Origin of the sequence: Streptomyces composti (genome assembly GCF_012034205.1) — a bacterium.
GTDB classification, from domain to species: Bacteria; Actinomycetota; Actinomycetes; order Streptomycetales; family Streptomycetaceae; genus Streptomyces; species Streptomyces composti.
In genome coordinates, this window is the sequence record NZ_JAATEM010000001.1 from 59,565 (window position 1) to 83,885 (window position 24,321).

Below are 24,321 nucleotides of genomic sequence, written 5' to 3' on the forward strand. Positions count from 1 at the left end.
TCTGCCCGCGGCCGGATCCGCACCCGCGGCCCGTCACCGGCGGCGGGCTGGATGAGGGGGTTGGTCCCGCAATAGGTTGGGCCGACGACAACCCGATGGATGCCGGGAACGGGCCTGGCGCGAAGACCTCATGGGGGCGGACATGTCAATGCCGAAGGGATCGAACACGCCGGTGCCGGCCACGGCACTCAGGGTGGAGCTGGGCTGGCGCTCGGGACCCGGCGTGCCCGACGCCGACGCCTCGGCTCTGCTGCTGGTGGGCGGCAAGGTCCGCTCCGACGACGACTTCGTCTTCTACAACCAGCCCGCCCACGCCTCCGGCGCCGTCCGGCACGAGGGCAAGCGCACCGCGGGCAACCAGGTCACCGACACCCTCCTCGTCGACCTCACCCGCATCGAGCCCGGCATCGAGACGGTGATCCTGGCCGCCTCCAGCGACGGCGGCACCTTCGGGCAGATCCCCGGCCTCTACATCGAGGTCAAGGACGCGGCACAGGGCACCGTCGCGGCCCGCTTCGACGACACCGGCGCGACCACCGAGACGGCGTTCGTGCTCGGCGAGTTCTACCGCCGCCAGGGCGCCTGGAAGTTCCGCGCCGTCGGCCAGGGCTACAGCAGCGGACTCGAGGGCCTCGCCACCGACTACGGCATCACCGTGGACGAGCCCCAGCACGCGGCACCCACCCCGGCCCCGGCGGCACCAGCCACCCCGCCGCCCCCGGCCGCACCCACCATGAACCGGCCGGTCACCCCGCCGCAGCCGCCCGTGACCCGGCCGTCCGCGCCGCCCCCGCCGGCCACACCCCCCGCGCCGGTCCGGCTCACCAAGGTGACGCTCACCAAGTCGGCGCCCTCCGTCTCGCTCACCAAGCAGGGCGGCACCTCCGGCACCCTGCACGTGAACCTCAACTGGCAGGTGCGCAAGCAGTTCTCCGGCTGGGCCGCCAAGCTCGGCCGCCCGGTCGCCATGCACTCCGACCTCGACCTCGACCTGTGCGCCCTGTACGAACTGAGCGACGGCACCAAGGGAGTCGTCCAGGCCCTCGGCAACGCCTTCGGCTCCTTCCACCAGCCGCCCTTCATCCACCTGGACGGCGACGACCGCACCGGCGCCGTCGCCACCGGCGAGAACCTCCGCGTCAACCTCGACTACAAGCAGTACTTCCGGCGCATCCTCGTCTTCGTCACCATCTACGAGGGCGCCCGTTCCTTCGCCGACCTCAACGCCCATGTCACGCTGACCCCGCAGCACGGCGCGCCCATCGACTTCTCGCTGGACGAGTGCACGGTGCCCTCGACGGTGTGCGCCCTCGCCCTGATCACCAACTCCGGCAGCGGCGACCTGGTCGTCCAGCGCGAGGCCCGCTACCTGGTGCCCGAGCGCGGAGTCAGCCCGCAGCGCACCATCGACTACGCCTACGGCTGGGGCATGAACTGGACACCGGGCCGCAAGTGAGGCCGGGGGCGGACGGGGCCGCAGCCGCCGCGTGACCGCACAGGGCCGCAAGTGCCCCTGGGCCGCGGCCCGTTCACCCCTCCTCGGGCACGGTGTCCAGACGCGAGTAGGTGCGGCCCTTCCAGGCCGCACCCCGCCCCCGGTAGTGCTGCACCGCCGAGTCGACGGTCATCAGCAGGTACAGCAGCGCCGTGAACGGCAGCAGGGGAGCGAGCCACAGCGGCTGCCGGTAGTAGCGCAGCATCGGCGCGTACGTCCCGGCCATCACCAGCCAGGCCGCCGCACCGGCGGCCACGGCCGGCCCGTCCGCCGCCGCCGCGCCCGCCGCCACCGCCGCCGGCGGCACCAGATACACCAGCGCCAGCCCGGCGACCGTGCCCACGAGCAGCGCCAAGTTGTGCCGCAGCTGGGCGTACGCGCTGCGCGACACCATGCGCCACAGATCGTGCAGCCGGGGATAGGGGCGCACGCTGTCCACCCCGTCCGCGAGCCCCAGCCAGATCCGGCCGCCGCCCCGCTTCACCGCCCGGGCGAGGGCCACGTCGTCGATCACCGCGTGCCGGATCGCCTCCGGGACCCGCGCCCGCTCGGCCGTCCCGGCGCGCAGCAGCACACAGCCGCCCGCCGCCGCTGCCGTGCGCGCGCCGTCCCTGCCGATCCGGCGGAACGGGTACAGCTGGGCGAAGAAGTACACGAAGGCCGGCACCACCAGCCGCTCCCAGCCGCTCGCCACCCGCAGCCGCGCCATCTGCGAGACCAGGTCGAAACCGCCGTTCTGCGCGGCCGCCACCAGTCGCCGCAGGCTGTCCGGGGCGTGCGCGATGTCGGCGTCCGTGAGCAGCAGGTACTCCGGCGCACGGGTACGGGCCAGCCGGATGCCGTGCCGCACCGCCCACAGCTTGCCGGTCCACCCGGCCTGCGGCTCACCGGGCGAGGCCACCGTCAGCGGCAGTCCGCCCTGCCGCCGCGCCAGCTCGCGCGCCAGCTCCCCGGTGCCGTCCGTGCTGCCGTCGTCCACCAGGAAGACCTCCGCGTGCCCCGGATACTCCTGCGCCAGCAGCGACGGCAGACTCCTCGGCAGCACCGCCGCCTCGTCCCGGGCCGGCACCACCACGCACACCCGCGGCCACCGTTCCGGTTCCCGCAGTGGCGGGAGGCGCACGTCCGTGCGCCAGAAGAAGCCCTGGCCGAGCAGCAGCCACAGCCAGGCGGCGAGGGATCCGACGGCGGTCCACGCAAGCACGCTCACGCTGCGCAGTCTGCCTCACCGAGGCGGCCGGTAGCGGCCCATCGTCTATCGTGGCCGGGTGAAGATCGCGCTCATGGACTCCGGAATCGGTCTGCTCGCGGCCACCGCCGCGGTACGGCGTCTCCGCCCGGACGCCGATCTCGTCCTCTCCCTCGACCCCGACGGCATGCCCTGGGGCCCGCGGACGCCGAAGGACCTCACCGAGCGCGCCCTGGCCGTCGCCGAGGCGGCTGCGGCCCATCGCCCGGACGCGCTGATCGTCGGCTGCAACACCGCCACCGTGCACGCGCTGACCGCCCTGCGCGCCCGCCTCGAACCCGAGCTGCCGGTCATCGGGACCGTCCCGGCGATCAAGCCCGCCGCCGCGGGCGGCGGCCACCTGGCGATCTGGGCCACGCCGGCCACCACCGGCAGCCCCTACCAGCGGGACCTGATCCGCAACTTCGCCGACGGCGTCGGCGTCACCGAGGTGCCCTGCTGGGGACTGGCCGAGGCCGTGGAGCGCGCCGACGAGAACGCCGTCGGCGAGGCGGTCGCGGCCGCGGCGGAGCTGACGCCGGAGCATGTCACCACCGTCGTCCTGGGCTGCACCCACTACGAACTGGTGGCCGAACGCATCCGGACCGCCGTGCAGCGCCCCGACGCGCCCCCGCTCGCCCTGCACGGCTCGGCGGGAGCGGTCGCCGCGCAGGCGCTGCGCCGCATCGGCGCCGAGCCGGCCCCCGACGCCCCCGCGAGCGGTTCCCTGACGGTCCTGCTCAGCGGCCGGGAGGGCACGCTGCCCGCATCCGCCCTCACCTACGCGGAGGGCCGCCTGCTGAAGCAGGTCACCCCTACGGCCTGAACGGCGGCGCCGGATCCGCCGGGTTCTGCCCGGATCCGCCGAATTCCGAAGCACCGGCGCGCGGTCTCCGCCGGACGTTCCGCGCCTCCCCGGCCTCCTGCCCCGCCTGCCCGGACGCCGCTCGCGCCTGCCGAGGACCTGCCGCCCGCGCGGTCCGCGCGGACCGCGGCAGGTCCGGTCACGCTGTGCGACGCGGTACCCGCGGTGCGATTCCTGAGTAGTCTCGAAGTATGAGGGACCACCACCCCCACGGTGAGCACACCCCGTACCCGGACGTCTGGACCGGGCGCGCGACCAACCGCGCCCAGTGGCTGCTCGCGCTGGCCGGAGCCGCCTGCATGGCCCTGGGGATCGCGCTGGCCGTGGACTCCGCGTGGACCTCCGCCGTGGCACCGCTGGTCATGGCGGTGGTCGGGTGCATCGCCGCGGGACTGCTGGTCCTCTTCGGCACCCTCGCTTTCGTGCATGTGGCGCTGCGCGTCGACGAGGAGCATCTGGAGGTGCGCTGCGGCCACATCGGGGTGCCCCGCCGCCGCATCCCGCTGTCGCAGGTCGCGGGAGCGGAGTTCGTCCCGCACGTCACCCCGCGGCACTGGGGCGGCTGGGGCTACCGCTGGCGGCCCGAGAAGGGCACGGCGGTCGTCGTCCGGCGGGGCGAGGGTCTGCTGCTGCGCCTGTGGGACGGCCACACCTTCACCGTCACCGTGGACGACGCCGAGGCCGCGGTCCGCGTCATCCGCGACCGGCTCCGCCCGCAGCGGCCGAACGCCGCGCGCTGAGCGCGCACCGGGAGAACGCGGGAACCCGGGCGGGCAGGCGAACGCAAGAACGTTTCGGCAGGACCGGTTCACGCCCGGCTCATCTGGCGAGCCGGTCCTCGTGGGACCGGGCGTCCGGGGTGCGCGGCGGCGTACCCGGGGCGAGGGGGCGCGCCGTCGCCGTCCCCGCCAGCAGGCCCACGCCCACCGACACCACGGTGAAGCTGAGCGCATTGCCCACCGAGGAGATCGCCGCGACCGCCGTCAGGGCCGCGCCCGCGGTCAGCACGACCGGGGTGGAGCGGGGGCTGCGCCACAAGGCGTACAGCACCCAGCAGAAGGCCAGTGCCAGCAGCAGCGCCCCGACGACACCCAGTTCGGCCGCCAGCTGCAGCGGCGCGGAGTGGGGTCTGCCGTCGGACAGCACGGACTCGCCGGACGCCGCGCTCAGCTCCCCGAACCGGCCGGGACCGACGCCCAGGCCCGCGTGCCGGCGCACCATGCCGAGCGCGTCCCGCCACAGCTCCACGCGGTGCGCGGAGAGCCGGCCCTCCAGGGAGGCGGTGAGTCCGTCCGGCAGGGCGTCACGGGCCACCGCCCAGGTCGTACCGGCCACGCACGCGACCGCCAGCGCCAGCAGCACCAGGCCCGGACCCCGGCGCCGCACCCGCGCGGCGGCCAGGGAGCACAGCAGCACCAGCGCTCCGGCGACGCAGCCGGCCGGCGAGCCGAGCACGGCGGCGGTCACCGCGATGCCGGCCGCCAGCAGCCGCAGCGCGATCCGCAGGGCCCGGGCGGTGGCCGCCCAGGCGGCACAGCACGCGGCGCCGGCGGACAGGGCCAGCACGGCGGCGGTGGCCCCGGCGTGACCGAGCGGCGTGGACATCTGCGGCCCGGGCGTCAGATGCGGGACGGCCACGGCCAGGCCGGCGCCGGCCAGCGCCCAGACGCAGGGGGCGGCCACCGGAAGCAGCGTGGCGCCGATCCGGCCCGCCGCGTAGCCGGCGGCCACCGCGAGCACGGCGAGCAGCATGCCCTCGGGGCGGCCGCCGCGGACCGCCGCCGTGATCAGCGGCCAGGCGGCACACGCGCCGAGGACCACGACGCCCGCGACGTCCAGTCCGTTTCGTCTCTCGCCGTCCGCCTCCGCGCCGGCCGCAGCAGCCATGCCCGTGGAACCCACCCCGCACCCCGTAACGCGTCGCCCCCGACTGTGTAGGACCCCGGTCGTCCGTGCGACCCGGGCACCGGCACACGTTAACGGCTGGTGGGCGATTTGGGGATGTCCTGTGAGGAGGGGTGGGCTCCAGGGGCGCGGGAAACCGCGCGTCCGGTTCCCCGCACGGCCGCCGGCCCGCCTGACCCGCCGCCCCGACCGGCAGGGGCTCCGGGAAACCGTGCCGGTGTCGGCGATCGGGGAGGGCGTCTTAGACTCCCGGAGTGACCGTCACCGTTGCCCCCGTCGACGAGTCGGAGTCGATGCCGCCGCAGAACACGCCCGTGCGCGGGCGGTGGCTCGCGCGGCTCGGGCCGGCCACCGCGGCCGCCCTCTCCGGCCTGCTCCTGTACGCCAGCTTCCCGCCCCGCACGCTGTGGTGGCTCGCCCTGCCCGCGTTCGGCATCCTCGGCTGGGTGCTGCGCGGACGCCGCTGGACGGCGGCTCTCGGCCTCGGCTACCTGTTCGGCCTGGGGTTCCTGCTGCCGCTGCTGGTGTGGACGGGCGTGGAGGTCGGACCGGGGCCGTGGATCGCCCTGGTGGTGATCGAGGCGGTGTTCGTGGCGCTCGTCGGTGCCGGCGTCGCCGCGGTGTCCCGGCTTCCGGCGTGGCCGGTGTGGGCCGCGGCGTTGTGGATCGCCGGTGAGGCGGTCCGTGCCCGGGTGCCGTTCGAGGGCTTCCCCTGGGGCAAGATCGCCTTCGGGCAGGCGGACGGCGTCTTCCTGCCGCTGGCCGCGGTCGGCGGCACGCCGGTGCTGGGCTTCGCGGTGGTGCTGTGCGGCTTCGGCCTGGCCGAGTCGGCCCGGGTGCTGATCGAGGCGCGGCGCACCGGGACGGTGCGGAGGGCCGCCGCGGTCCTCGGCGCGGTGAGCGTCGTCCTGCCCGTCGCGGGCGCCGTGGCCGCCCGTCCGCTGGTCGGTGACGCGGCCGAGGACGGCACCGTCACCGTGGCCGTCATCCAGGGCAACGTGCCGCGGCTCGGGCTCGACTTCAACGCGCAGCGGCGGGCCGTGCTCGACTACCACGCGCGCGAGACGGTGCGCCTGGCCGAGCAGGTGAAGGCGGGCAAGGCCGAGCGGCCGGACATCGTGCTGTGGCCGGAGAACTCCTCCGACATCGACCCGTTCGTCAACCCCGACGCGCGCGCCGCCATCGACCGCGCGGCCAGGGCCATCGGTGCGCCGGTCTCGGTCGGCGGCGTGGTGGCCAAGGACGGCAGGCTGCTCAACGAGCAGATCCTGTGGGACCCGGAGAAGGGCCCCGTCGACACCTACGACAAGCGGCAGATCCAGCCGTTCGGCGAGTATCTGCCGCTGCGACCGCTGATCGGCGCGATCAACGACGAGTGGACGTCGATGGTGCGCCAGGACTTCAGCCGGGGCGGTGAGCCCGGGGTGTTCACCATGGGCGGCGCCCGGGTGGGCCTGGTGACCTGCTACGAGGCGGCGTTCGACTGGGCGGTGCGGGACACGGTCACCGGCGGCGCCCAGCTGATCTCGGTGCCCAGCAACAACGCCACCTTCGGCCGCAGCGAGATGACCTACCAGCAGCTCGCCATGTCCCGCGTGCGCGCGGTGGAGCACAGCCGCACGGTGACCGTGCCGGTCACCAGCGGGGTCAGCGCGGTCATCCTGCCGGACGGGACGATCTCGCAGAGGACCGGCATGTTCGTCGCCGACTCCCTGGTGCAGGAGGTGCCGCTGCGCTCGACGCAGACCCCGGCGACCCGGTTCGGCATCGCTCCGGAGATCGTCCTGGTGCTGGTCGCCGCGGGCGGCCTGGGCTGGGCCGTCGGCGCCGGACTGCGCGCCCGGCGCGCCGGTGACGCGTAGCCGTGCCGCTGGAGGGGCGGCGTACTGCCGGAGCACGGCTGTCCGCCGGAGGACGGCGTACCCGGGGGGAACGGCCGGTGCAGCGGGGACGGGGCGACCGACCGGCCGGTTAGGGTCGGGAGCATGGCTACCCCTGATTTCATCCGCACGCTGCGCGAGTCCGCCGGTCATCAGCTGCTGTGGCTCCCCGGGGTCACCGCCCTCGTCTTCGACGACGAGGACAGAGTGCTGCTGAACCGCCGGGCCGACACCCGCACGTGGTCCGTGATCGGGGGCATCCCGGAGCCGGGGGAGCAGCCGGCCGCCTGCGCCGTGCGGGAGGTCGAGGAGGAGACGGCGGTGCGCTGCGTGCCGGAGCGGGTGGTACTGGTGCAGGCGCTCCAGCCGGTGACCTACGGCAACGGCGACATCTGCCAGTACATGGACATCACCTTCCGCTGCCGGGCCGTCGGCGGCGAGGCGCGGGTCAACGACGACGAGTCGCTGGACGTCGCCTGGTTCCCGGTGGACGCCCTGCCGGAGATGCACGAGTTCTCGCGGTTCCGGATCAAGCAGGCGCTGTCGGACGCCCCCACATGGTTCGACCCTATGGAAAACAGCTGAAGTGTAGGGGCTGACCACATGGGGCGGGGTGCGGGTGCTGCCTAGGGTCGGGGACATGACCGCCTCCCGTGCCGTTCCGGCTCCCCACGCCTCCCCGCTCGACCTCGGTGGCCGCACCGCTCTGGTCACCGGCGCCGCCGGTGGTATCGGCCGCGCCTGCGCGCTGCGGCTCGCCGCCGCCGGCGCCAAGGTCAGAGCCGTCGACCGGGACGCCGCCGGACTGGAGTCGCTCGCCGAGGCGGTCCGGGGGCTGGGCGGCGCGGTCGAGCCGCAGGTCGTGGACCTCACCGACCTGGACGCCGCGGAGGCGGCCGCCGCGGGCACGGACGTGCTGGTGAACAACGCGGGGCTGCAGCTGGTCCGCCCCATCGAGGAGTTCCCGCCCGAGGTCTTCCACACCGTGCTCACGGTGATGCTCGAGGCGCCGTTCCGCCTGATCCGCGGCGCCCTGCCCCACATGTACGAGCAGGGCTGGGGCCGGATCGTCAATGTGTCCTCCGTGCACGGACTGCGCGCCTCCGCCTACAAGTCCGCCTATGTGGCCGCCAAGCACGGCCTGGAGGGACTGTCCAAGACCGCCGCGCTCGAGGGCGCCCGGCACGGCGTCACCTCGAACTGCGTGAACCCCGGCTATGTGCGCACCCCCCTGGTCGAGCGGCAGATCACCGACCAGGCGCGCGCCCACGGCATCCCCGAGGAGCGGGTGCTGAGCGAGGTGCTGCTGCAGGACAGCGCGGTCAAGCGGCTGATCGAACCGGAGGAGGTCGCCGAGGCGGTGGCGTATCTGTGCGGACCTTCGGCCGCCTTCGTGACCGGCACGTCCATGGTCCTGGACGGTGGCTGGACCGCGCACTGAACGCCTCGGCGGCGGCCGGGCCGCGCACCGGCCTGCCCCGCGGCGGGCCCGAGGGGCCGGAACGGGTTTTCCACAGGCCTGCCGGACCGGCCGGGAGATGAGGAATCCTGTGGTCATGTCCCGCGATCATGTGCAGTCCGCCGGGCCCGGCGTCCCCGCCCTGGGGCGTCCGCGCCCCGCCTCCGGCCCCTGGCCCGGCGGCGCCGAGACGCCGTTCCTCGAGCTGCTGGCCCGCGGCGCGCCCGCCGAGGCCTATGAGCAGCCGGTGCTGCTGGCCCGCGCCGAGGGGCGGCCCGCCGAGCGGATCGCCGCGCTGGAGCAGGCCAAGCTGCTCGCGCTGCGGGTGCGCGCGGAGCTGGAGGGGCGGCGCCGTCGCGAGGCCGAGCTGTCCGCGCTCTTCGAGACCGCCCACGACCTCGCAGGACTGCGGGACCTGGACGCCGTGCTCCGGGCGATCGTGCAGCGCGCCCGCTCCCTGCTCGGCACCGACGTCGCCTACCTCAGCCTGAACGACCCGGCCAGGGGCGACACGTACATGCGGGTCACCGAGGGCTCGGTGTCCGCCCGCTTCCAGCAGCTGCGGCTGGGCATGGGGGAGGGGCTCGGCGGTCTCGTCGCCCAGACCGCCCGCCCCTATGTCACCGACGACTACTTCGGCGACGACCGCTTCCGGCACACCCGCGCCATCGACGCCGGGGTGCGCGACGAGGGCCTGGTGGCGATCCTCGGCGTGCCGCTGACACTGGGGCACACCGTGATCGGCGTGCTGTTCGCCGCCGACCGGCGGGCCCGGGTCTTCGAGCGGGAGCAGATCGCCCTGCTCGGCTCCTTCGCGGCCCTCGCCGCCGCGGCCATCGACACGGCCAACCTGCTCGCCGAGACCCGCTCCGCCCTCGCCGACCTGGAGCAGGCGAACGAGATCATCCGCGACCGCAGCGGGGTCATCGAGCGCGCCTCCGAGGTCCACGACCGGCTGGCCGAGCTGGTGCTGCGCGGCGGCGGGGTGCACGACGTGGCCGCCGCCGTCTCCGAGGTGCTGGACGGCCAGGTACGGTTCACCGAGGCGGACACGGCCCCGCCCGGCGCCCTGGAGTCCTCCCGCGCCGAGGGGCACGCCGTGCGGCACGGGGACGACTGGATCGCCGCCGTGGCCGCGGGCGACGAACTCCTCGGTGCCCTGGTGCTGCGCGGCCACCCCGGGCTCGACCCCGTCGACCAGCGCACGCTGGAACGCGCCGCCATGGTCACCTCGCTGCTGCTGCTCGCCCGCCGCTCCGCCGCCGAGGCGGAACAGCGCGTCCGCGGGGAACTGCTGGACGACCTCCTCGACGCCCGCGACCGCGACCCGCGTCTGCTGCGCGAGCGCGCCGCCCGGCTCCACGCCGACCTGGACGCCACCCACGTGGTGCTCGCCGCCCGCCTGGAGGGCGGCACCGACGACGCCGAGCAGGAGGCCGACACCCGCAGACGCCTGTGGGCCGCCGCCTCGCACCTGGCCGCGACCCGGCAGGGCCTGGCCGCCGCCCGCGACGGCGGCACCGTCCTGCTGGTGCCGCTCACCGGCGACGACACCGCCACGGACGTCGCCCGCCGCACCGCCCGCCACCTGGGCACGGCCGTCCACGAACCGGTCAGCGTCGGCGCCTCCGCCCCCGTGGAACGCCTCACCGCCCGTCCGGACACCGTGGCCGCCGCCTACGCGGAGGCCCGCCGCTGCCTGGACGCCCTGCGCCTGCTCGGCCGCTCCGGCGACGGCGCCGCCGCCGAGGATTTCGGCTTCCTCGGCCTGCTCCTGGCCGGCGATCGCGACGTCACCGGCTTCGTCGGCCGCACCATCGGCCCGGTCGTCGCCTACGACGAGCGCCGGGGCACCGAACTGGTCCGCACGCTCGACGCCTACTTCGCCTGCGGCATGAGCCCCGCCCGCACCAAGGACGAACTGCACGTCCATGTGAACACCGTCGCCCAGCGCCTGGAACGCGTCGGACGCCTGCTCGGCTCCGACTGGCAGAGCCCGGCCCGCGCCCTGGAGATACAGCTGGCCCTGCGCCTGCACCGCCTCTCCGGCCCCTCGGCACGCCCGCTCGGGCACTGACCTCGTACGGCCGGCCCGGTACACGTCGCCCCCTCAGCACCGCGCCGGCCCCCGTACGCGAGGCGCGCACGGGGGCCGGCCGGTGGAGCGGAGTGACGAGGTGTCAGATGGTCGGCGCGTCCTCCGTCGTCCGGTTCTCTTGGTCCCTCCGGTCCTTCTGGTCACTCCGGTCCTTGCGGGGCCCGGCCGGCCCGGTGGTCCCGCCGGACGGGGCGATGTCCGCCAGGTCCCGGTGGCGGGTCTCCTTCGCCGCCGCCAGGGCCACCACGGTCAGCAGGCTCGCCGCGATGACGTACAGGGCGATCGGCACGGAGGTGCCGTAGGCGTCCAGCAGCGCGGTGGCGATCAGCGGTGCGGGCGCGCCCGCCGCCACCGAGGCGAACTGGGCGCCGATGGAGGCACCCGAGTAGCGCATCCGGGTCGCGAACATCTCGGAGAAGAACGCCGCCTGCGGTGCGTACATCGCGCCGTGCAGCACCAGACCCACGGTCACCGCGAGCAGCAGCGCCCCGAAGCCCCCGGTGTCGATCAGCGCGAAGAACGGGAACATCCACAACGCCACACCCGCCGCACCGATCAGATACACCGGCCGCCGGCCGATCCGGTCCGACAGCGCGCCCCAGGCCGGGATCACCGCGAAGTGGACCGCGGAGGCGATCAGCACCGCGTTCAAGGCGGTCTGCTTCGAGACACCGGCCGAGACGGTGGCGTACACCAGGATGAACGCGGTGATCACGTAGTAGCTGATGTTCTCCGCCATGCGGGCGCCCATCGCGACCAGCACATCGCGCCAGTGGTGCCTGACGACCGCGACCAGCGGCATCCGCTCGGTGACGGCGGCGGCCTCCGCCTTGCGCGCCTCGGCCCGCTCCAGCGCCTGCCGGAACACCGGCGACTCGTCGACCGACAGCCGGATCCACAGACCGACGATCACCAGCACACCGGAGAGCAGGAACGGGATCCGCCAGCCCCAGCTGCCGAACGCCGCGTCCGAGAGCACCGCGGTGAGGAACGCGAGCACGCCGGTCGCCAGCAACTGCCCTGCCGGAGCGCCCGTCTGCGGCCAGGACGCCCAGAAGCCGCGCCGCTCGGCGTCCCCGTGCTCGGACACCAGCAGCACGGCGCCGCCCCACTCACCTCCCAGCGCGAAGCCCTGCACCAGCCGCAGCGCGGTGAGCAGCAGGGGCGCGGCGCTGCCGATGGTCGCGTGGGTCGGCAGCAGACCGATCGCGAAGGTGGCCCCGCCCATCATCAGCAGGCTCAGCACCAGCAGCCTCTTGCGGCCCAGCCGGTCCCCGAAGTGCCCGAAGACCAGTGCGCCGATCGGCCGTGCCGCGAACCCGACCGCGTACGTCAGGAACGACAGCAGCGTGCCGACGAGCGGGTCGGACTCGGGGAAGAACAGCTTGTTGAAGACCAGCGCGGCCGCCGAGCCGTACAGAAAGAAGTCGTACCACTCGATGGTGGTGCCGATGAGGGACGCGGCGACGATGCGCTTCAGACTCGACGGCGTCGGGGGAGCGGATGGTGCGGAGGCCATGTGCGCCACTTCCTCGTGTGCGGTGGGGACGGGGTGCGTACGTGTCGGCACACGGTAGGAAGCGCCAGGTCGGGCGCACATGTGGTGGGCCACCATAGTTCCGGCCCAGGGGATGCGTGCGGGCACCATGCGGTGCGGTGGAGTCCGGTTGCCCGCCGCCCGTCAGGATCCGGATGACCCGAGCCGGCGGCGGATCAGCTCCTGGGCCAGCCGTGCTGTCTCGAGCAGGTGCTCGCGTGTCGCACCCATGCTGGAGCGTACGGACAGACCGTGCCAGAGAGTCTGGACGAACCCGGTCAACGCATCCGCACTCGTTCCGCCGGCCGGCTCGCCCTCCCGGATCGCTCGTTCGATGCGCCGCCGCAGCGTCTGCTCGTTGGAGCGGTGCAACTCGGCGACATAGGCGGTGGTGTCGAGGGTGCTCGTGCTGTCGGTCATGACGGCGCTGCCGATGAGGCAGCCGGGATGCGTCTCCTCGGGCTGGGTGAACTCGTGGACCGAGTCGACGAGGATCCGTTCGATCACGGCCTCGAGGTCCCTCTCGGCCGCGGCCCGCTCGTAGATCTCCCGGTAGCGCTCGGCGTAGGTGCGCACCGCCTCCTCGAACAGTCCGGCCTTGCTGCCGAAGGCGGCGTACAGGCTGGAGGTGGAGAGCCCGAGGGCCGAGGTGAGGGCGCGGGTCGAGGTCCCCGAGTAGCCCCGTTGCCAGAAGAGGCGTGCGGCCTCGAGGACCGCGCGATCGCGGTCGAAGGCCGGCGGGCGTCCGCGTCTGCGTTCGGTCACGCTTGCATTGTAGAGCGGGCGCTCCATAATGATTTTATGGAGCGAACGATCCAGAAAAAGGTGGCGGTCTCCGGGGGCAGCTGGATCACCGTCGACGTGTACGGGGAGCCGGACGCTCCCGGCCTGGTCGTGGTGCCCGGCGTGATGAGTGACGCGCACGCGTGGCGTCATGTCGCGGGCGCCCTCCGGGCCTGGCCCTCGGTGGCGGTGGTGAACCGTCGTGGCCGTTCCCCCTCGGGGCCCTTGACCAGCGCGTACTCGCTGCGAACCGAGGTCAGGGACCTCGGCGTGGTCCTCGACGAGGTGGGCACCGCGCAGGCCCTGTTCGGCTGGAGCTACGGCGGCCTGATCGCGTTGCTGTCCGCCGATGAGCGACCGGTGCGCCAGGTGATCGCCTACGAGCCCGTGATGCGGCCCTTCGCCCGCCATGCGCTGCCCTCCCTGAGAGCCGCGCATGAGACGTCCGACCGGGACCGCGGTGTCGAGATCGTCAACCGGGAGATCTCCGGCTTCTCCGCGGCGCATGTCGAGAAGCTCCGGGCCGACGGACGTGGCTGGGAGACCCTGCGGCGCCTGAGCGAACCGCTGCATGCGGAGCTCCTCGCGCTGAACGCGGCACCGTCCCCGGATGCGATGGCGCGTCAGGCGGACCGGGTCGACCTGATCATCGGTCAGTGCAATCGGGGAACCGACCCCTACGGGACGTCGTTCGAGGACGTCCGGCAGCGCGTCCCTCAGGCATCGGTCCACGAGTTCGCCGGGGAGGGGCACCTGGGGCACATACGAGCGCCGGAGCGCCTCAGCCGGCTCCTCGACGACCTCGCCGGCTTCCGGTGAGGGGGCCTGCTCCCCGCGCGCCCGCTCCCCGCACGCCTCCCGCCCCCCACGCGCGTCGGCGCGGCCGGGCGGCGGTCGCCGGTCTGCCGGTCAGCCGGCGTCGGCGGCGCGGCGGGCGGCGCGGCGGCGGAGGCGGAAGGGGAGGATGTACCAGCACAGGCCGAACCAGAGCATCACGCCTCCGGCCAGGGCCTCGGCCAGCACGCCGGGTATGACGAAGCGCAGGATCAGCAGCAGGGTGCAGCCGATGGTGAGGGCGAGCAGGACCATGCCGCAGCGCATCAGGCGGCAGGCGGCCTCCACCAGCTCGTCCTTCATGCGCTGCCCGGTCAGGAAGCGGTGGAGGGAGACGGGCGCGATCAGGGCACCGGTGGCGGACGCGCCCAGCACCACGGTGGCGACGTAGATGGTGCGGTCCGCCGTGCCCAGCTCGCCGAACACCGGGGTGAAGGCCACGCTGAGCAGGAAGCCGAAGAGGATCTGCACGCCGGTCTGGGTGACCCGGGTCTCCTGCAGCACCTCGTTCCACCGCCGGTTGACCCGCTCGCGCGGCGTCTCCGGTTCGTCGGCCCCGGCTCCTGGCCGGCCGGTGTCGCACGCACAGCCCGCACCGTTCTCGCGGGCGCTCTCGTGCGTCACGCCGACCCGCTGGTCCGTCATCGTCATGGGCGTCCTCCCGGCGGTTCACAGGAGGTTCCGAATGCCCCGGACGGTGCGCTTCATGCAGTTCACGACGGAGTGCACGTTCAGTTCGCGTGCGATCCGGGGGTGCGGGAACGCCGGGGGTGGGGAGGGGTACCGGGTTCTCCCCCGGGTTCTTCCGGGTCGTGAACCAGCGGAGCGGTGGATCAGCGGATCAGCGGCGCCGGCGCCGGCGGGCCAGGCGGTGGAAGGCCCGGGCGCTGCCGGCCGGGGCGGGCAGGGCGCCCGCGATCGCGTCGGCGAGAAGGGTGCCGACGGTCTCCGCCGCGCAGGCCCGGTTGGCGCCGATGCCGCCCGAGGGGCCCCGCTTGATCCAGCCCACGACATACGTGCCGGGCATCCCCGCCACCCTGCCGCGCTCGTGCGGCACGGTCCCGGTGGCCTCGTCGAACGGCAGCCCTGCCTGCGGCACTCCCCGGTAGCCGATCGCCCGCAGCACCGTCCCGGCCGGGAGCTCGGTCTCACCGCTCCCGCCCGTCACCCGCACCGCGCGGGTGGCGCGGTCGCCGCGGATCTCCAGCGGGGCGGAGTGGAAGCGGAGGACGATGCGGCGGCGGGCGCCCGATCCGGCGGGGGGCGCGGACCAGTCGACCGGCTCGCGGGCCACGCCCTGCAGCACGGCCGCCTTGTCCGCCGGCCCGGCCCGGTCGACGGCCGGGGCGATCCTCGGGTCGTGGTCGTCGATCAGCAGGTCCACGCCGGAGAGGTGCTTCAGGGCGCGCAGCTCAGGACGGGTGTACGCGGCGTGCTCGGGGCCCCGGCGGGCCAGCAGCACCACCTCGCGGACCTTGCTGCGGCGCAGCTCCTCCAGCGCGTGCCGGGCGATCTCGGTGCCGGCCAGGGTCTGCGGAGGGGAGACCAGGATGCGGGCCACGTCGAGCGCGACATTGCCGTTGCCGACCACGACGACCCGCTCGGACGAGAGGTCCACGGCGTCGGGCGCGACGTCCGGGTGCCCGTTGTACCAGGCGACGAAGGTGGTGGCGGACAGGGTGCCGGGCGTGTCCTCGCCCGGGATGCCCAGCCGGCGGTCGGTGGCCGCGCCCACCGCGTAGATCACCGCGTCGTGGTGGGCGGCCAGTTCCTCCGCCGTGATGTGCGTGCCGACCTCGAGGCCGAGGTGGGTGCGCACCCGGGGGTGGGCGTGAACCTGGGCGAAGGTCTCGCTCACCTTCCGGGTGGACGGGTGGTCGGGCGCGACGCCGAAGCGGACCAGACCGCCCGCGACCGGCAGCCGGTCGATGAGGGTGACCTCGGCGGGTGTGTGCAGCAGCAGGTCCTTGGCCGCGTACATCCCGGCCGGCCCGGTGCCGACCACGGCGACCCGCAGCGGCCCGAAGCCGGACGGCAGCACGCGGTCGAAGACCGGCCTGCCCCAGGGGTGGAAGAGGGGGCCGGTTTCGGCCTCGTCGGGCGGTGCCGGGGCCTGGTCGGCCCCGTCCCGTGCGTAGTAGGCGGCGTTGATCTCCGCGTACTCCTGCTGACCGGCCGTCAGCCGGTCGGCCGGGAAGATCGCGTCCACCGGGCAGGCGTCGGCGCAGGCGCCGCAGTCGATGCAGGCCTTCGGGTCGATGTACAGCATCTCGGTGCTGCCGAAGGCCGGTTCGTCGGGAGTGGGGTGGATGCAGTTGACCGGGCAGACGGACACGCAGGTGGCGTCGTTGCAGCAGGTCTGGGTGATCGCGAAGGCCATGGTTCAGTCGTCCGCTCGGCTGAGGCTCGCAGGAGCGCGGGAGAGCAGGTGTGAGCACCTGCCCGCGCGGGAGCCACACGGTGGTGTCTCGGATGAGGTCGGGTCAGATGAGATTGGCGCGCTTGTACCAGTACAGCGCCGGCTTGGTCAGCAGCCCCACCGAGCCGAGGAACTCCATCAGGCCGGCGCAGCTGGAGCGCAGCATGGCCTTGTGGTGCTCGTTGGCCCGCGCCTCCCGCACCGCGCGCTCCTCGTCCAGGCCGGCGTTGGCGTACACCTTGCGGTTGACCATGCTGGTGACGATCACGTACGCCGCGATGGCGATGACCACGGCATGGGCGCGGCGGCGCAGCCGCCCGGCGCGTGCGAGGTGCTGGCGCGTCTCCTCGCGGGCGAACTTCATGTGCCGCGACTCCTCGACGACATGGATGTTGTTGATGGTGCGCACGAACGGCGCGACCCGCTCGTCGCGCATCCAGTCACGCTGCATGACGTCGAGGACCTCCTCGGCGACCAGGATCGCCGCGTAGGCGGCCTCGCCGAAGGCGACGGTCTTGAACAGCCTGCCGAGTTCGAGCGCCGCCCGGGGCGGGCGATAGGCGGGGGCGCCGAGCTTCTTGGCGCCGCGGGCGAACATGATCGAGTGCCGGCACTCGTCGGCGATCTCGGTGAGCGCCCACTGGAAGGTGTCGTCGGTGGGGTCCTTGGCGTAGATGTCGCGCAGCACCATCTGCTGCAGGATCATCTCGAACCAGATGCCGGTGCAGGCGACGGACGCGGCCTCCTGGCGGGTCAGCGCCCTGCGCTGCTCCTCGGTCATCTCGTTCCAGTACGCCGTCCCGTACAGGGTGCTCCACTCGGGGCTCGCGCCGTGGTACCCGGTGTCCAGCGGGGTCTCCCAGTCGACCTCGGTGAGCGGGTCGTAGGAGAGCTGCGCGGAGGAGTCGAGCAGCCGGCGGGCGATGTCCTCTTCGGCGGGCTGGGGCGTGGGGTCCGGCCGCGAGATGCTCAGTGCCATGATGCGGGGCTCCTCGGTCAGTCCGTGCGATGCACTCGGCCTCGCTGCGTCCACCCGGGACTTACCCGCGGTAACAGCAGGAGACTTGTTGACGGACTGTATAGCAAGAGGGCCCGCCTGCCTACCCCCTGGTAACAGCGGGACCGGTCCTTCCCGGCCTTGGCGGGGTGCGGGGGCCGGGCGGGACGGCGGGTGTGCTCCGTGCCGCCGCCCCGCAGGCGCAGGTCCGCTGTGCTCACGCGTCCCGGAGCGGAGGACCCGGCCCCGGCGATCCCGCGGTCGGACTCGGGTGAAGGCGAACCGCAACCAGCGTGCCGCCACTAGCCTTCTGACGGGCCGTCGTCCAGCATGTCTGACGGCCCGTCGCATTTTCCCGCCGGACGGCCTACCGGGCGCTGCCGCGCGGGTGATCAGCGGTGGCGGGCCGGAAAACCCGCTCATAGCTTCGGCACATGACCAGACGAAAGCTCACATTTCTCGCCTGCGCCGCGGCCGTGGTCGCCGCGGGACTGGGCGCCACCCCGTCGGCCGCCGACCACAGCACCGTGCACCGCGTCCAGCCGGGCGAGTCCATCCAGAAGGCCGTGAACGCCGCCGAGCCCGGCGACACCGTCCTCATCGCGCCCGGCGTCTACAAGGAGCACGTCCGGGTCACCGTGCCGGACCTGACCCTGCGCGGCTCCGGCGCCGCCCGCACCGTGCTGGTGCCGGACAGCAAGGAGAAGGACGCCTGCGCCAAGGCGGGCAGCGGCATCTGCGTCCTCGGCACCGACGACAAACCCCTCAAGGACGTCTCGGTGCAGTCCCTGGCGCTGCGCGGCTACGCCAAGCACGGCCTGTGGGCCACCGGCACGGACCGGCTGAAGGTCCGCGGCGTCCTCGCCGAGAAGAACGGCACCTGGGGCATCGCCCTGGAGCGCTCCGTGCGCAGCGTCGTCACCCACAACGCCGCCCGCGACAACGGCGACGCCGGCCTGTTCGTCGCGAACACCGTGGACACCGAGGAGGGCGCCCGCGACACCGACGGCACCGTCCTGCGCCACAACCGCCTGTCCGGCAACCGCATCGGCGTCACCGTGCGCCGGCTGCGCGACCTCAGCGTCGAGCACAACGAGGTCACCGGGAACTGCGCCGCCGTGTTCGTCGTCGGCGACGAGCGCTCGCCCCGGGCCGGCGACATGAGCGTCAGCCACAACCACGTCCACGAGAACAACAAGTACTGCGCGGCCACCGAGCGGCTGCCCTTCCTGCAGGGCTCCGGCATCGTGCTCACCGGCGCCGAGAAGACCCGCGTGACCTACAACCGGGTGGAGAACAACCAGGGCACCTCCCCGCTGTCCGGCGGCATCGTGCTGTTCAAGAGCCTCGTCGGCACCCCCAACGAGAACAACGACATCCGCGACAACCTGGTGACCGGCAACAGCCCGGCCGACCTGGCCAACCGGGACACCGCCAGCAACAACACGTTCAGCCGCAACACCTGCACGCTCTCCGAGCCCGCCGGCATGTGCTGACGCCCGTTCACCCCCACACCCCCCACCGACAGCACTGCAGAAGCGAGGCAACGGATGACGACCGTTGATCAGGCTCCACCGCCACCCATGCGGCTGAGGGAGCTCGTTTTCGGGGCGGCCTGCGCCGCCGCCGTCCGTGCGGCCGTCCGCCTGGGCGTGGCGGACGCGCTGGACGACACCCCCATGACCGTGGACGAGCTGGCGGCGGCGGTGAAGTCCCAGCCGCACACCCTGCGCCGGCTGATGCGGGCGCTGACCTGCCAGGGCGTCTTCACCGAACGCCCCGACGGGACCTTCGCCCACACCGAGATGTCCCGGCTGCTGCGCGAGGACGACCCGCACAGCCTGCGCTACATCGCTCTGTGGTGCACCGAGCCGTGGACCTGGAACGTCTGGCCGCTGCTGGACGAGGCGGTGCGCACCGGCCGCAACGTCTTCGAGGACGTCTACGACCGGGAGTTCTTCCAGTACCTGAACGAGGCGGCCCCGGAGTCCGCGCATGTGTTCAACCGGGCCATGACCACCTCCAGCGAGCAGTCGGCGCGCGACGTCGCCCGGCTGCTCGACCTCGGGGACGTGGCCTCGGTGGTGGACATCGGCGGCGGCCAGGGCCACGTCCTGGCCAGCCTGCTGGAGAAGCACCCCCGCCTGCACGGCACCCTGCTCGACCTTCCGGGCGTCGTGGAGAACGCCGACCCGCGGCTGCGCGAGGGCGGCGCGCTCGCCGACCGCGTCCAGGTCATCGCGGGGGACTGCCGCGAGACCATCCCGGTCACGGCCGACGTCTACATCATCAAGAACGTGCTGGAGTGGGACGACGACAGCACCCGCCGGGCCCTGGCCAACGTCCGCGCCGCGGCACGCCCCGGCGCCCGTGTCATCGTCATCGAGAACCTCGTCGACGACACCCCGTCGATGCGGTTCACCACCGCGATGGACCTGCTGCTCCTGCTCAACGTGGGCGGGGCCAAGCACACCCGGCAGTCCATGACCGACCGGCTCACCGACGCCGGCCTGGTCATCGGCGAGATCACCCCCGTCAACGCCTATCTGCACGCCTTCGAGTGCACTGTCCCGGGGTGACGGCGGGCTCCGGCTGACGGACGCCCCGCCACCGGCCCGCTGAACGCACACCGAGGCCGCCGGCTCGCGCGCACGACGCGGAACCGGCGGCCTCGGTGCCAGATGCGCCCGCCTCACGAGGAGGCGTCGCGGTCCCAGCGGTAGAAGCACTGGGCCATGGCGTCCTTCGGGGAACGCCAGGTCGCGGGGTCGTAGGCGCTCACGAACGCCTCCAACCGTTCACTGATGCCGCGGAACTCCGGGTGACCCGCCACCTTGGCGATGGCCGGTCCCGGGTCCCGCTCCGCCTCGATGAGGTGCAGGTACACGTCGTCCCCGAACTGGAAGAGCCTGCGCCGCGTCACCCCGACCAGGTGAGGCAGCTCACCGCGGTCGGAGTCGGCGAAGATGTCGGCGATCTGCGGCGCCGACCCGGGCTTCATCCGGGCGACGATCAGGGCGTGGTGCATGCGCTGTGTCCCTTCCCTGGGCGCGCGGTCAGCGGGTGGACGCGACCGAGGCGCTCTCGCGCTCCCGGGCGGCCTGCTCGATGCGGTCCCGGATCAGGGCCATCTGGACGCGCGAGTTGCGGTTGATGTTGTCCGTCATCCACTCGTCGTCCACCGGCGCGTCCGGCTTCATCGCGAAGTCCTGCGTCCACTTCATCCGGACCCCGCCGGGCAGCTCCGTGTACTCCCACAGGATGTCCATGTGGGCGAACGGACCGGTCTCCACGCGGCGCGCCTTCACCCGGCGCGCGGCGCGGTCCGGGGTGCGCTCGGAGACCCAGCTCCACACCTTGCCGTTCTCGTCCGGGTGCATGGTGAGACGGAAGGTGGTGGTGTCGCCCTCCCGCGAGAGCACCTCGACCGAGGCGTACTCGCTGAACAGGTTCGGCCAGTTCTCCAGATCGTTGGTCATCTCCCAGACCAGGTCGAAGGGAGCGTCGATGGTGATGCTGTTCTCGGTGTGTCCGGCCACTTTCAGGCTCCAGCCTTGAGGGTGCTGTTGACGAGGTCGAGGAACTCCTGGGGCGTCTTGCAGCGCTCCGAGTCGGGGGGAAGGGACCGGCCGTACCGGTTCTCCAGCTCGCCGACGATGCCGAGCAGGCCGAGCGAGTCCAGACCGAAGGAGTCGAACGGCGACTCGGCCGACTGCCTGAGCTCCTGCGGGTCGACGGTGATGCCGGCCGCCTTCTTCATCAGAGCGGCCAGCTCGTCGAAGGTCACTTCCGTGGTGATCATGGGATCTGCTCCTTCCCCGCCCGGTCCTACCGGGCGGATTCGCCACCGCGGCGCACGACCAGCGCCGCGTTGGAGCCCATCAGTCCCCGGCTGAGGACCAGGGCCGTGCGCAGCTCGGCGGGGCGAGCGCGCTCCGTCACCAGATCGAGGTCGTGGCAGACGTCGAACACGTTCGGCGTGGGCGGCACCTGACCGTGTTCCATGGCGAGCACCGCGGCCACCGTGTCCAGCACCGGCGCCGCGCAGTAGGCGCGCCCGATGCCGGTCTTCGGCGCGGTGACCGGCACCCGCCGGCCGTGCCCGCCGAGCGCGTCGCCGATCGCCTGCGCCTCGGCGCGGTCCGCCTCCGGCACGCCCATCGCGTCCGCGAACACCACGTCGATGTCCTCCGGCGCGCAGCCCGCCTCGTCGAGGGCCCCGCGGATCGCACGGGCCAGCCCTTCACGCGAGTCGGCCCAGCGGGCGGCGCTGGTGAAGGTGGCGGCGTGCCCGGCGAGCGTGGCCCGCACCGGCACCCCGCGCTCGACGGCCTTGCGCTCGTCCTCGACGACCAGCAGCGCACCGCCCTCCGCGGGCACGAAACCGCAGGCGGAGGAGGTGAACGGGCGGTAGGCGCGGTCCGGTTCGGCGACGGTGCTCAGCTCGGGGTAGCCGAGCTGGCACACCATCGAGTACGGGGCGAGGGGCGCCTCCGCCGCACCGGCCAGCATGGTGCCGGTGCCGCGGCGCACCGCGCGCGCCGCGTGCGCGAGGGAGTCCAGGCCGCCCGCCTCGTCGCTGGCCACCACCCCGCACGGCCCCTTGAAGCCGCCCCGGATGGAGATCTGGCCGGTGCTCGCCGCGTAGAACCAGGCGATCGACTGGTAGGGGCCCACGAACTTCGATCCCTGGCCCCACAGCTTCTGCAGCTCCCGCTGGCCGAACTCGCCGCCGCCGCTGCCCGCGGCGGTGACCACACCGACGGAGAAGGGCTCGGCCGGGGCGCCGCCGCCGAGGCCGGCGTCGTCCAGCGCGAGCGCGGCGGCGGCCATGGCGAAGTGGCTGAACCGGTCGGTCTGCACCAGGAACCGGTCCTCGATGAGCGCCGACGGGTCAAAACCCTGCACCTCGCCCGCCACCTGGAGCGGCATGTGCCCGCAGCCCTCGCGGGTGATGCGGTCCAGCACGCTGAGACCTTCGCGCACGGACTTCCAGTACGCGTCCGTGCGCTGTCCGTTGGGCGCGACCACCCCGATCCCGGTGATGGCGGCGCGCCCGGAGCGCTGAGTGCTCATGGTGTCCTCCCGCCCGGCCCGCTGAGCAGCACCGCGGACTGGAAGCCGCCGAAGCCGCTGCCGACGGAGAGCACATGCTCGAGCTTCCGGGGGCGGGCGGTGCGCGGCACGTAGTCCAGGTCGCACTCCGGGTCGGGGGTCTCGTAGTTCGCCGTCGGCGGCACCACCTGGTGCTTCATGGCGAGGACGCACGCGACCACCTCGATCGCGCCGATCGCGCCCAGCGAGTGCCCCACCATCGACTTGATGGAGCTCATGGGCGTGTCGTAGGCGTGCGCGCCCAGCGACCGCTTCACCGCGGCCGTCTCGTGCCGGTCGTTCTGCCGGGTGCCCGAGCCGTGCGCGTTGACGTAGTCGATCCGCGTGGGGTCGATCCCGGCCTGCTCGAGCGTGGTGTCGATCGCCCGGGCCATCTCCAGCCCCTCGCTGGTCAGCCCGGTCATGTGGTAGGCGTTGCCGTAGGTGGCGTAGCCGCTGAGCTCGCAGTAGATCTCGGCCCCTCGGGCCCGCGCGTGCTCGTACTCCTCCAGGACCAGCACGGCCGCTCCCTCACCCATCACGAAACCGTCGCGGTGGGCGTCGAAGGGGCGGGAGGCGTGCTCGGGGTCGTCGTTGTTCGGCGACGTCGCCTTGATGGCGTCGAAGCACGCCATGGTGATCGGGGATATCGGCGAGTCCGAGGCGCCCGCGATGCACACGTCGGCCCGGCCCTCGGCGATGGTGTGGAAGGCGTAGCCGACCGCGTCCAGACCAGAGGTGCAGCCGGTGGAGACCGTCTGCACCGGGCCCTTGGCGCCGAACTGCTCGGCGACCGTCGAGGCGAGCGTGCTCGGCGAGAACGCCAGATGCAGCTTCGGGTCCGCCTTCTCGTGGTCCACGTCCCAGCGCCGGCCGTGCTCGCTGACCAGGACGTAGTCGTGCTCGAGGCGGGTGGTGCCGCCGACCGCGCTGCCCAGCGACACCGCGGTGCGCCAGGGGTCCTCGGCGGCGGTGTCGATCCCCGAGTCGCGCACCGCCTCGCGGGCCGCCACCACGGCGAACTGGATGTACCGGTCCGCGTGCTGGCACAGCTCGGCGTCCAGGCCGTGCTCGAAGGGGTCGAAGTCGCACTCGGCGGCTATGCGCGAGCGCAGTCCGGCCGGGTCGAACAGGGTGATGCCGCGGGTGGCGGTGCGGCCGGCCGAGAGCAGGTCCCAGAAGGCCGTCGCCCCGATGCCGCCGGGAGCGACCACACCGACACCGGTGACGGCCACTCGGCGGGTCATTTTATGGCCCCGCTCGGCTCGGACGGCCGGCCGTGCTCCGGCCCGCCGACCGTCAGTTGCGGGCCCGCCTCGGCGCTCTCGTTCTCCTCGGTGTCCACGTGGCCGAGGCTCGGATGCGGGGCCAGCGGACCGAGGTGGAACACCATCCGGGCCTCGGTGTCGCCGACGTTGCGGAAGCGGTGCCGCATGTCGACGGGGATCATCAGACCCTGGTCGGCGCGGAGGGCGAACGGCTCGCCGTCCAGGTCGACCTCGAGCTGCCCGTTCACCACGAACACGAACTCTTCGGAGTACGGGTGGTAGTGCTCGGCGATCCGCTCACCGGGCTGGATGATCGCCAGACCCATGAAGCCGCTGGTGGAGCCCACCGTGGCCGGGGTGAGCAGGGTCCTGAGGTCACCTCCGCGCCGTCGGTTGGGTTCCGTCTCGCTCAGGTCCACGATGCGTGGCTGCTGCTTGGACATGGTTGATACCTCCGGG

Annotated in this window: 23 protein-coding genes; 10 read left to right on the forward strand and 13 right to left on the reverse strand. The window is 73.3% G+C overall.

The annotated features are described in order from the left end of the window. Positions 1–148: 148 nt before the first annotated feature. On the forward strand, positions 149–1,456 hold the full coding sequence (locus HCJ93_RS00290; RefSeq protein WP_167990374.1) for a TerD family protein: 1,308 nt from the start codon (positions 149–151) through the stop codon (positions 1,454–1,456). A 73-nt stretch (positions 1,457–1,529) separates the two neighbouring features. Here the strand turns inward: HCJ93_RS00290 and HCJ93_RS00295 are convergent, their stop codons facing one another. Then, positions 1,530–2,705, reverse strand: coding sequence for a glycosyltransferase (locus HCJ93_RS00295; protein ID WP_167989996.1), 1,176 nt, complete (start codon positions 2,703–2,705; stop codon positions 1,530–1,532). Between the two features lie 58 nt (positions 2,706–2,763). Here HCJ93_RS00295 and HCJ93_RS00300 point away from each other — a divergent pair, with 58 nt between their 5' ends. Beyond that, positions 2,764–3,549, forward strand: a complete 786-nt coding sequence (locus HCJ93_RS00300) for a glutamate racemase (RefSeq protein ID WP_167989997.1) — start codon at positions 2,764–2,766, stop codon at positions 3,547–3,549. A gap of 230 nt (positions 3,550–3,779) precedes the next feature. Continuing rightward, complete coding sequence (locus HCJ93_RS00305; protein WP_167989998.1) at positions 3,780–4,328, forward strand: hypothetical protein; 549 nt, start codon at positions 3,780–3,782, stop codon at positions 4,326–4,328. A gap of 79 nt (positions 4,329–4,407) precedes the next feature. On the opposite strand, the gene HCJ93_RS00310 is transcribed toward HCJ93_RS00305, so the two are convergent. Then, the gene (locus HCJ93_RS00310; RefSeq protein WP_167989999.1) at positions 4,408–5,475 is read right to left on the reverse strand and encodes an O-antigen ligase family protein; all 1,068 of its coding nucleotides are present in this window, start codon (positions 5,473–5,475) and stop codon (positions 4,408–4,410) included. Positions 5,476–5,747: 272 nt separating this feature from the next. Here HCJ93_RS00310 and lnt point away from each other — a divergent pair, with 272 nt between their 5' ends. The 4 genes from lnt (at position 5,748) to HCJ93_RS00330 (ending at position 10,909) form a co-directional block, all read left to right on the forward strand. Further along, the gene (lnt, locus tag HCJ93_RS00315) at positions 5,748–7,355 is read left to right on the forward strand and encodes an apolipoprotein N-acyltransferase (protein WP_167990000.1); all 1,608 of its coding nucleotides are present in this window, start codon (positions 5,748–5,750) and stop codon (positions 7,353–7,355) included. Between the two features lie 123 nt (positions 7,356–7,478). Then, a complete protein-coding gene (locus HCJ93_RS00320) occupies positions 7,479–7,958 on the forward strand; it encodes an NUDIX hydrolase (RefSeq protein ID WP_167990001.1) in 480 nt (159 codons plus the stop codon). Positions 7,959–8,013: 55 nt separating this feature from the next. Further along, positions 8,014–8,814: a 3-hydroxybutyrate dehydrogenase gene (locus HCJ93_RS00325; RefSeq protein ID WP_167990002.1), complete on the forward strand. Its 801-nt coding sequence runs from the start codon at positions 8,014–8,016 to the stop codon at positions 8,812–8,814. A gap of 115 nt (positions 8,815–8,929) precedes the next feature. Next, on the forward strand, positions 8,930–10,909 hold the full coding sequence (locus HCJ93_RS00330) for a helix-turn-helix domain-containing protein (protein WP_167990003.1): 1,980 nt from the start codon (positions 8,930–8,932) through the stop codon (positions 10,907–10,909). Between the two features lie 103 nt (positions 10,910–11,012). Here HCJ93_RS00330 and HCJ93_RS00335 read toward each other — a convergent pair whose 3' ends face one another. Together HCJ93_RS00335 and HCJ93_RS00340 are read right to left on the reverse strand one after the other, a co-directional pair. Then, positions 11,013–12,449 carry an MFS transporter gene (locus HCJ93_RS00335; RefSeq protein WP_240967379.1) on the reverse strand — a complete coding sequence of 479 codons (1,437 nt, stop codon included), beginning with the start codon at positions 12,447–12,449 and terminating at the stop codon, positions 11,013–11,015. A gap of 162 nt (positions 12,450–12,611) precedes the next feature. Beyond that, positions 12,612–13,232 (reverse strand): TetR/AcrR family transcriptional regulator, encoded by a 621-nt coding sequence (locus tag HCJ93_RS00340; protein ID WP_167990004.1) that lies wholly within the window; start codon positions 13,230–13,232, stop codon positions 12,612–12,614. 36 nt (positions 13,233–13,268) lie between these two features. Here HCJ93_RS00340 and HCJ93_RS00345 point away from each other — a divergent pair, with 36 nt between their 5' ends. Then, positions 13,269–14,069: an alpha/beta fold hydrolase gene (locus tag HCJ93_RS00345; RefSeq protein ID WP_167990005.1), complete on the forward strand. Its 801-nt coding sequence runs from the start codon at positions 13,269–13,271 to the stop codon at positions 14,067–14,069. A gap of 90 nt (positions 14,070–14,159) precedes the next feature. On the opposite strand, the gene HCJ93_RS00350 is transcribed toward HCJ93_RS00345, so the two are convergent. From HCJ93_RS00350 to HCJ93_RS00360, 3 genes are all read right to left on the reverse strand, one after another. Next, on the reverse strand, positions 14,160–14,735 hold the full coding sequence (locus HCJ93_RS00350; RefSeq protein ID WP_167990006.1) for a DUF6328 family protein: 576 nt from the start codon (positions 14,733–14,735) through the stop codon (positions 14,160–14,162). Positions 14,736–14,925: 190 nt separating this feature from the next. After that, complete coding sequence (locus HCJ93_RS00355) at positions 14,926–16,464, reverse strand: FAD-dependent oxidoreductase (protein ID WP_167990007.1); 1,539 nt, start codon at positions 16,462–16,464, stop codon at positions 14,926–14,928. 103 nt (positions 16,465–16,567) lie between these two features. After that, a complete protein-coding gene (locus tag HCJ93_RS00360; protein WP_167990008.1) occupies positions 16,568–17,482 on the reverse strand; it encodes an AurF N-oxygenase family protein in 915 nt (304 codons plus the stop codon). Between the two features lie 452 nt (positions 17,483–17,934). Here HCJ93_RS00360 and HCJ93_RS00365 point away from each other — a divergent pair, with 452 nt between their 5' ends. Together HCJ93_RS00365 and HCJ93_RS00370 are read left to right on the forward strand one after the other, a co-directional pair. Further along, positions 17,935–18,996, forward strand: coding sequence for a right-handed parallel beta-helix repeat-containing protein (locus HCJ93_RS00365; protein ID WP_167990009.1), 1,062 nt, complete (start codon positions 17,935–17,937; stop codon positions 18,994–18,996). 54 nt (positions 18,997–19,050) lie between these two features. Beyond that, positions 19,051–20,079 carry a methyltransferase gene (locus tag HCJ93_RS00370; RefSeq protein WP_167990010.1) on the forward strand — a complete coding sequence of 343 codons (1,029 nt, stop codon included), beginning with the start codon at positions 19,051–19,053 and terminating at the stop codon, positions 20,077–20,079. Between the two features lie 113 nt (positions 20,080–20,192). Here HCJ93_RS00370 and HCJ93_RS00375 read toward each other — a convergent pair whose 3' ends face one another. The 6 genes from HCJ93_RS00375 to HCJ93_RS00400 are packed head-to-tail and all read right to left on the reverse strand — an operon-like array spanning position 20,193 to position 24,305. Beyond that, positions 20,193–20,528, reverse strand: a complete 336-nt coding sequence (locus HCJ93_RS00375) for a TcmI family type II polyketide cyclase (protein WP_167990011.1) — start codon at positions 20,526–20,528, stop codon at positions 20,193–20,195. 28 nt (positions 20,529–20,556) lie between these two features. Next, positions 20,557–21,039, reverse strand: a complete 483-nt coding sequence (locus HCJ93_RS00380) for an SRPBCC family protein (protein ID WP_167990012.1) — start codon at positions 21,037–21,039, stop codon at positions 20,557–20,559. 2 nt (positions 21,040–21,041) lie between these two features. Beyond that, positions 21,042–21,302: an acyl carrier protein gene (locus tag HCJ93_RS00385; protein ID WP_167990013.1), complete on the reverse strand. Its 261-nt coding sequence runs from the start codon at positions 21,300–21,302 to the stop codon at positions 21,042–21,044. A 26-nt stretch (positions 21,303–21,328) separates the two neighbouring features. Beyond that, on the reverse strand, positions 21,329–22,576 hold the full coding sequence (locus HCJ93_RS00390; RefSeq protein ID WP_167990014.1) for a ketosynthase chain-length factor: 1,248 nt from the start codon (positions 22,574–22,576) through the stop codon (positions 21,329–21,331). Beyond that, the gene (locus HCJ93_RS00395) at positions 22,573–23,841 is read right to left on the reverse strand and encodes a beta-ketoacyl-[acyl-carrier-protein] synthase family protein (RefSeq protein WP_167990015.1); all 1,269 of its coding nucleotides are present in this window, start codon (positions 23,839–23,841) and stop codon (positions 22,573–22,575) included. Before HCJ93_RS00395 ends, HCJ93_RS00390 begins: the two co-directional genes overlap by 4 nt. Further along, positions 23,838–24,305, reverse strand: coding sequence for a cupin domain-containing protein (locus HCJ93_RS00400; RefSeq protein WP_167990016.1), 468 nt, complete (start codon positions 24,303–24,305; stop codon positions 23,838–23,840). The genes HCJ93_RS00395 and HCJ93_RS00400 overlap by 4 nt, the downstream gene beginning before the upstream one ends. Between the last annotated feature and the right edge of the window lie 16 nt (positions 24,306–24,321).

Excerpts from the sequence above, each read along its gene's own strand:
- HCJ93_RS00290 (WP_167990374.1), top strand. The coding sequence starts at position 149 with ATGCCGAAGGGATCGAACACGCCGGTGCCGGCCACGGCACTCAGGGTG.
- HCJ93_RS00305 (WP_167989998.1), top strand. The coding sequence starts at position 3,780 with ATGAGGGACCACCACCCCCACGGTGAGCACACCCCGTACCCGGACGTC.
- HCJ93_RS00310 (WP_167989999.1), bottom strand. The coding sequence starts at position 5,475 with ATGGCTGCTGCGGCCGGCGCGGAGGCGGACGGCGAGAGACGAAACGGA.
- HCJ93_RS00320 (WP_167990001.1), top strand. The coding sequence starts at position 7,479 with ATGGCTACCCCTGATTTCATCCGCACGCTGCGCGAGTCCGCCGGTCAT.
- HCJ93_RS00325 (WP_167990002.1), top strand. The coding sequence starts at position 8,014 with ATGACCGCCTCCCGTGCCGTTCCGGCTCCCCACGCCTCCCCGCTCGAC.
- HCJ93_RS00330 (WP_167990003.1), top strand. The coding sequence starts at position 8,930 with ATGTCCCGCGATCATGTGCAGTCCGCCGGGCCCGGCGTCCCCGCCCTG.
- HCJ93_RS00335 (WP_240967379.1), bottom strand. The coding sequence starts at position 12,449 with ATGGCCTCCGCACCATCCGCTCCCCCGACGCCGTCGAGTCTGAAGCGC.
- HCJ93_RS00345 (WP_167990005.1), top strand. The coding sequence starts at position 13,269 with ATGGAGCGAACGATCCAGAAAAAGGTGGCGGTCTCCGGGGGCAGCTGG.
- HCJ93_RS00350 (WP_167990006.1), bottom strand. The coding sequence starts at position 14,735 with ATGACGATGACGGACCAGCGGGTCGGCGTGACGCACGAGAGCGCCCGC.
- HCJ93_RS00355 (WP_167990007.1), bottom strand. The coding sequence starts at position 16,464 with ATGGCCTTCGCGATCACCCAGACCTGCTGCAACGACGCCACCTGCGTG.
- HCJ93_RS00360 (WP_167990008.1), bottom strand. The coding sequence starts at position 17,482 with ATGGCACTGAGCATCTCGCGGCCGGACCCCACGCCCCAGCCCGCCGAA.
- HCJ93_RS00365 (WP_167990009.1), top strand. The coding sequence starts at position 17,935 with ATGACCAGACGAAAGCTCACATTTCTCGCCTGCGCCGCGGCCGTGGTC.
- HCJ93_RS00370 (WP_167990010.1), top strand. The coding sequence starts at position 19,051 with ATGACGACCGTTGATCAGGCTCCACCGCCACCCATGCGGCTGAGGGAG.
- HCJ93_RS00375 (WP_167990011.1), bottom strand. The coding sequence starts at position 20,528 with ATGCACCACGCCCTGATCGTCGCCCGGATGAAGCCCGGGTCGGCGCCG.
- HCJ93_RS00385 (WP_167990013.1), bottom strand. The coding sequence starts at position 21,302 with ATGATCACCACGGAAGTGACCTTCGACGAGCTGGCCGCTCTGATGAAG.
- HCJ93_RS00390 (WP_167990014.1), bottom strand. The coding sequence starts at position 22,576 with ATGAGCACTCAGCGCTCCGGGCGCGCCGCCATCACCGGGATCGGGGTG.
- HCJ93_RS00395 (WP_167990015.1), bottom strand. The coding sequence starts at position 23,841 with ATGACCCGCCGAGTGGCCGTCACCGGTGTCGGTGTGGTCGCTCCCGGC.
- HCJ93_RS00400 (WP_167990016.1), bottom strand. The coding sequence starts at position 24,305 with ATGTCCAAGCAGCAGCCACGCATCGTGGACCTGAGCGAGACGGAACCC.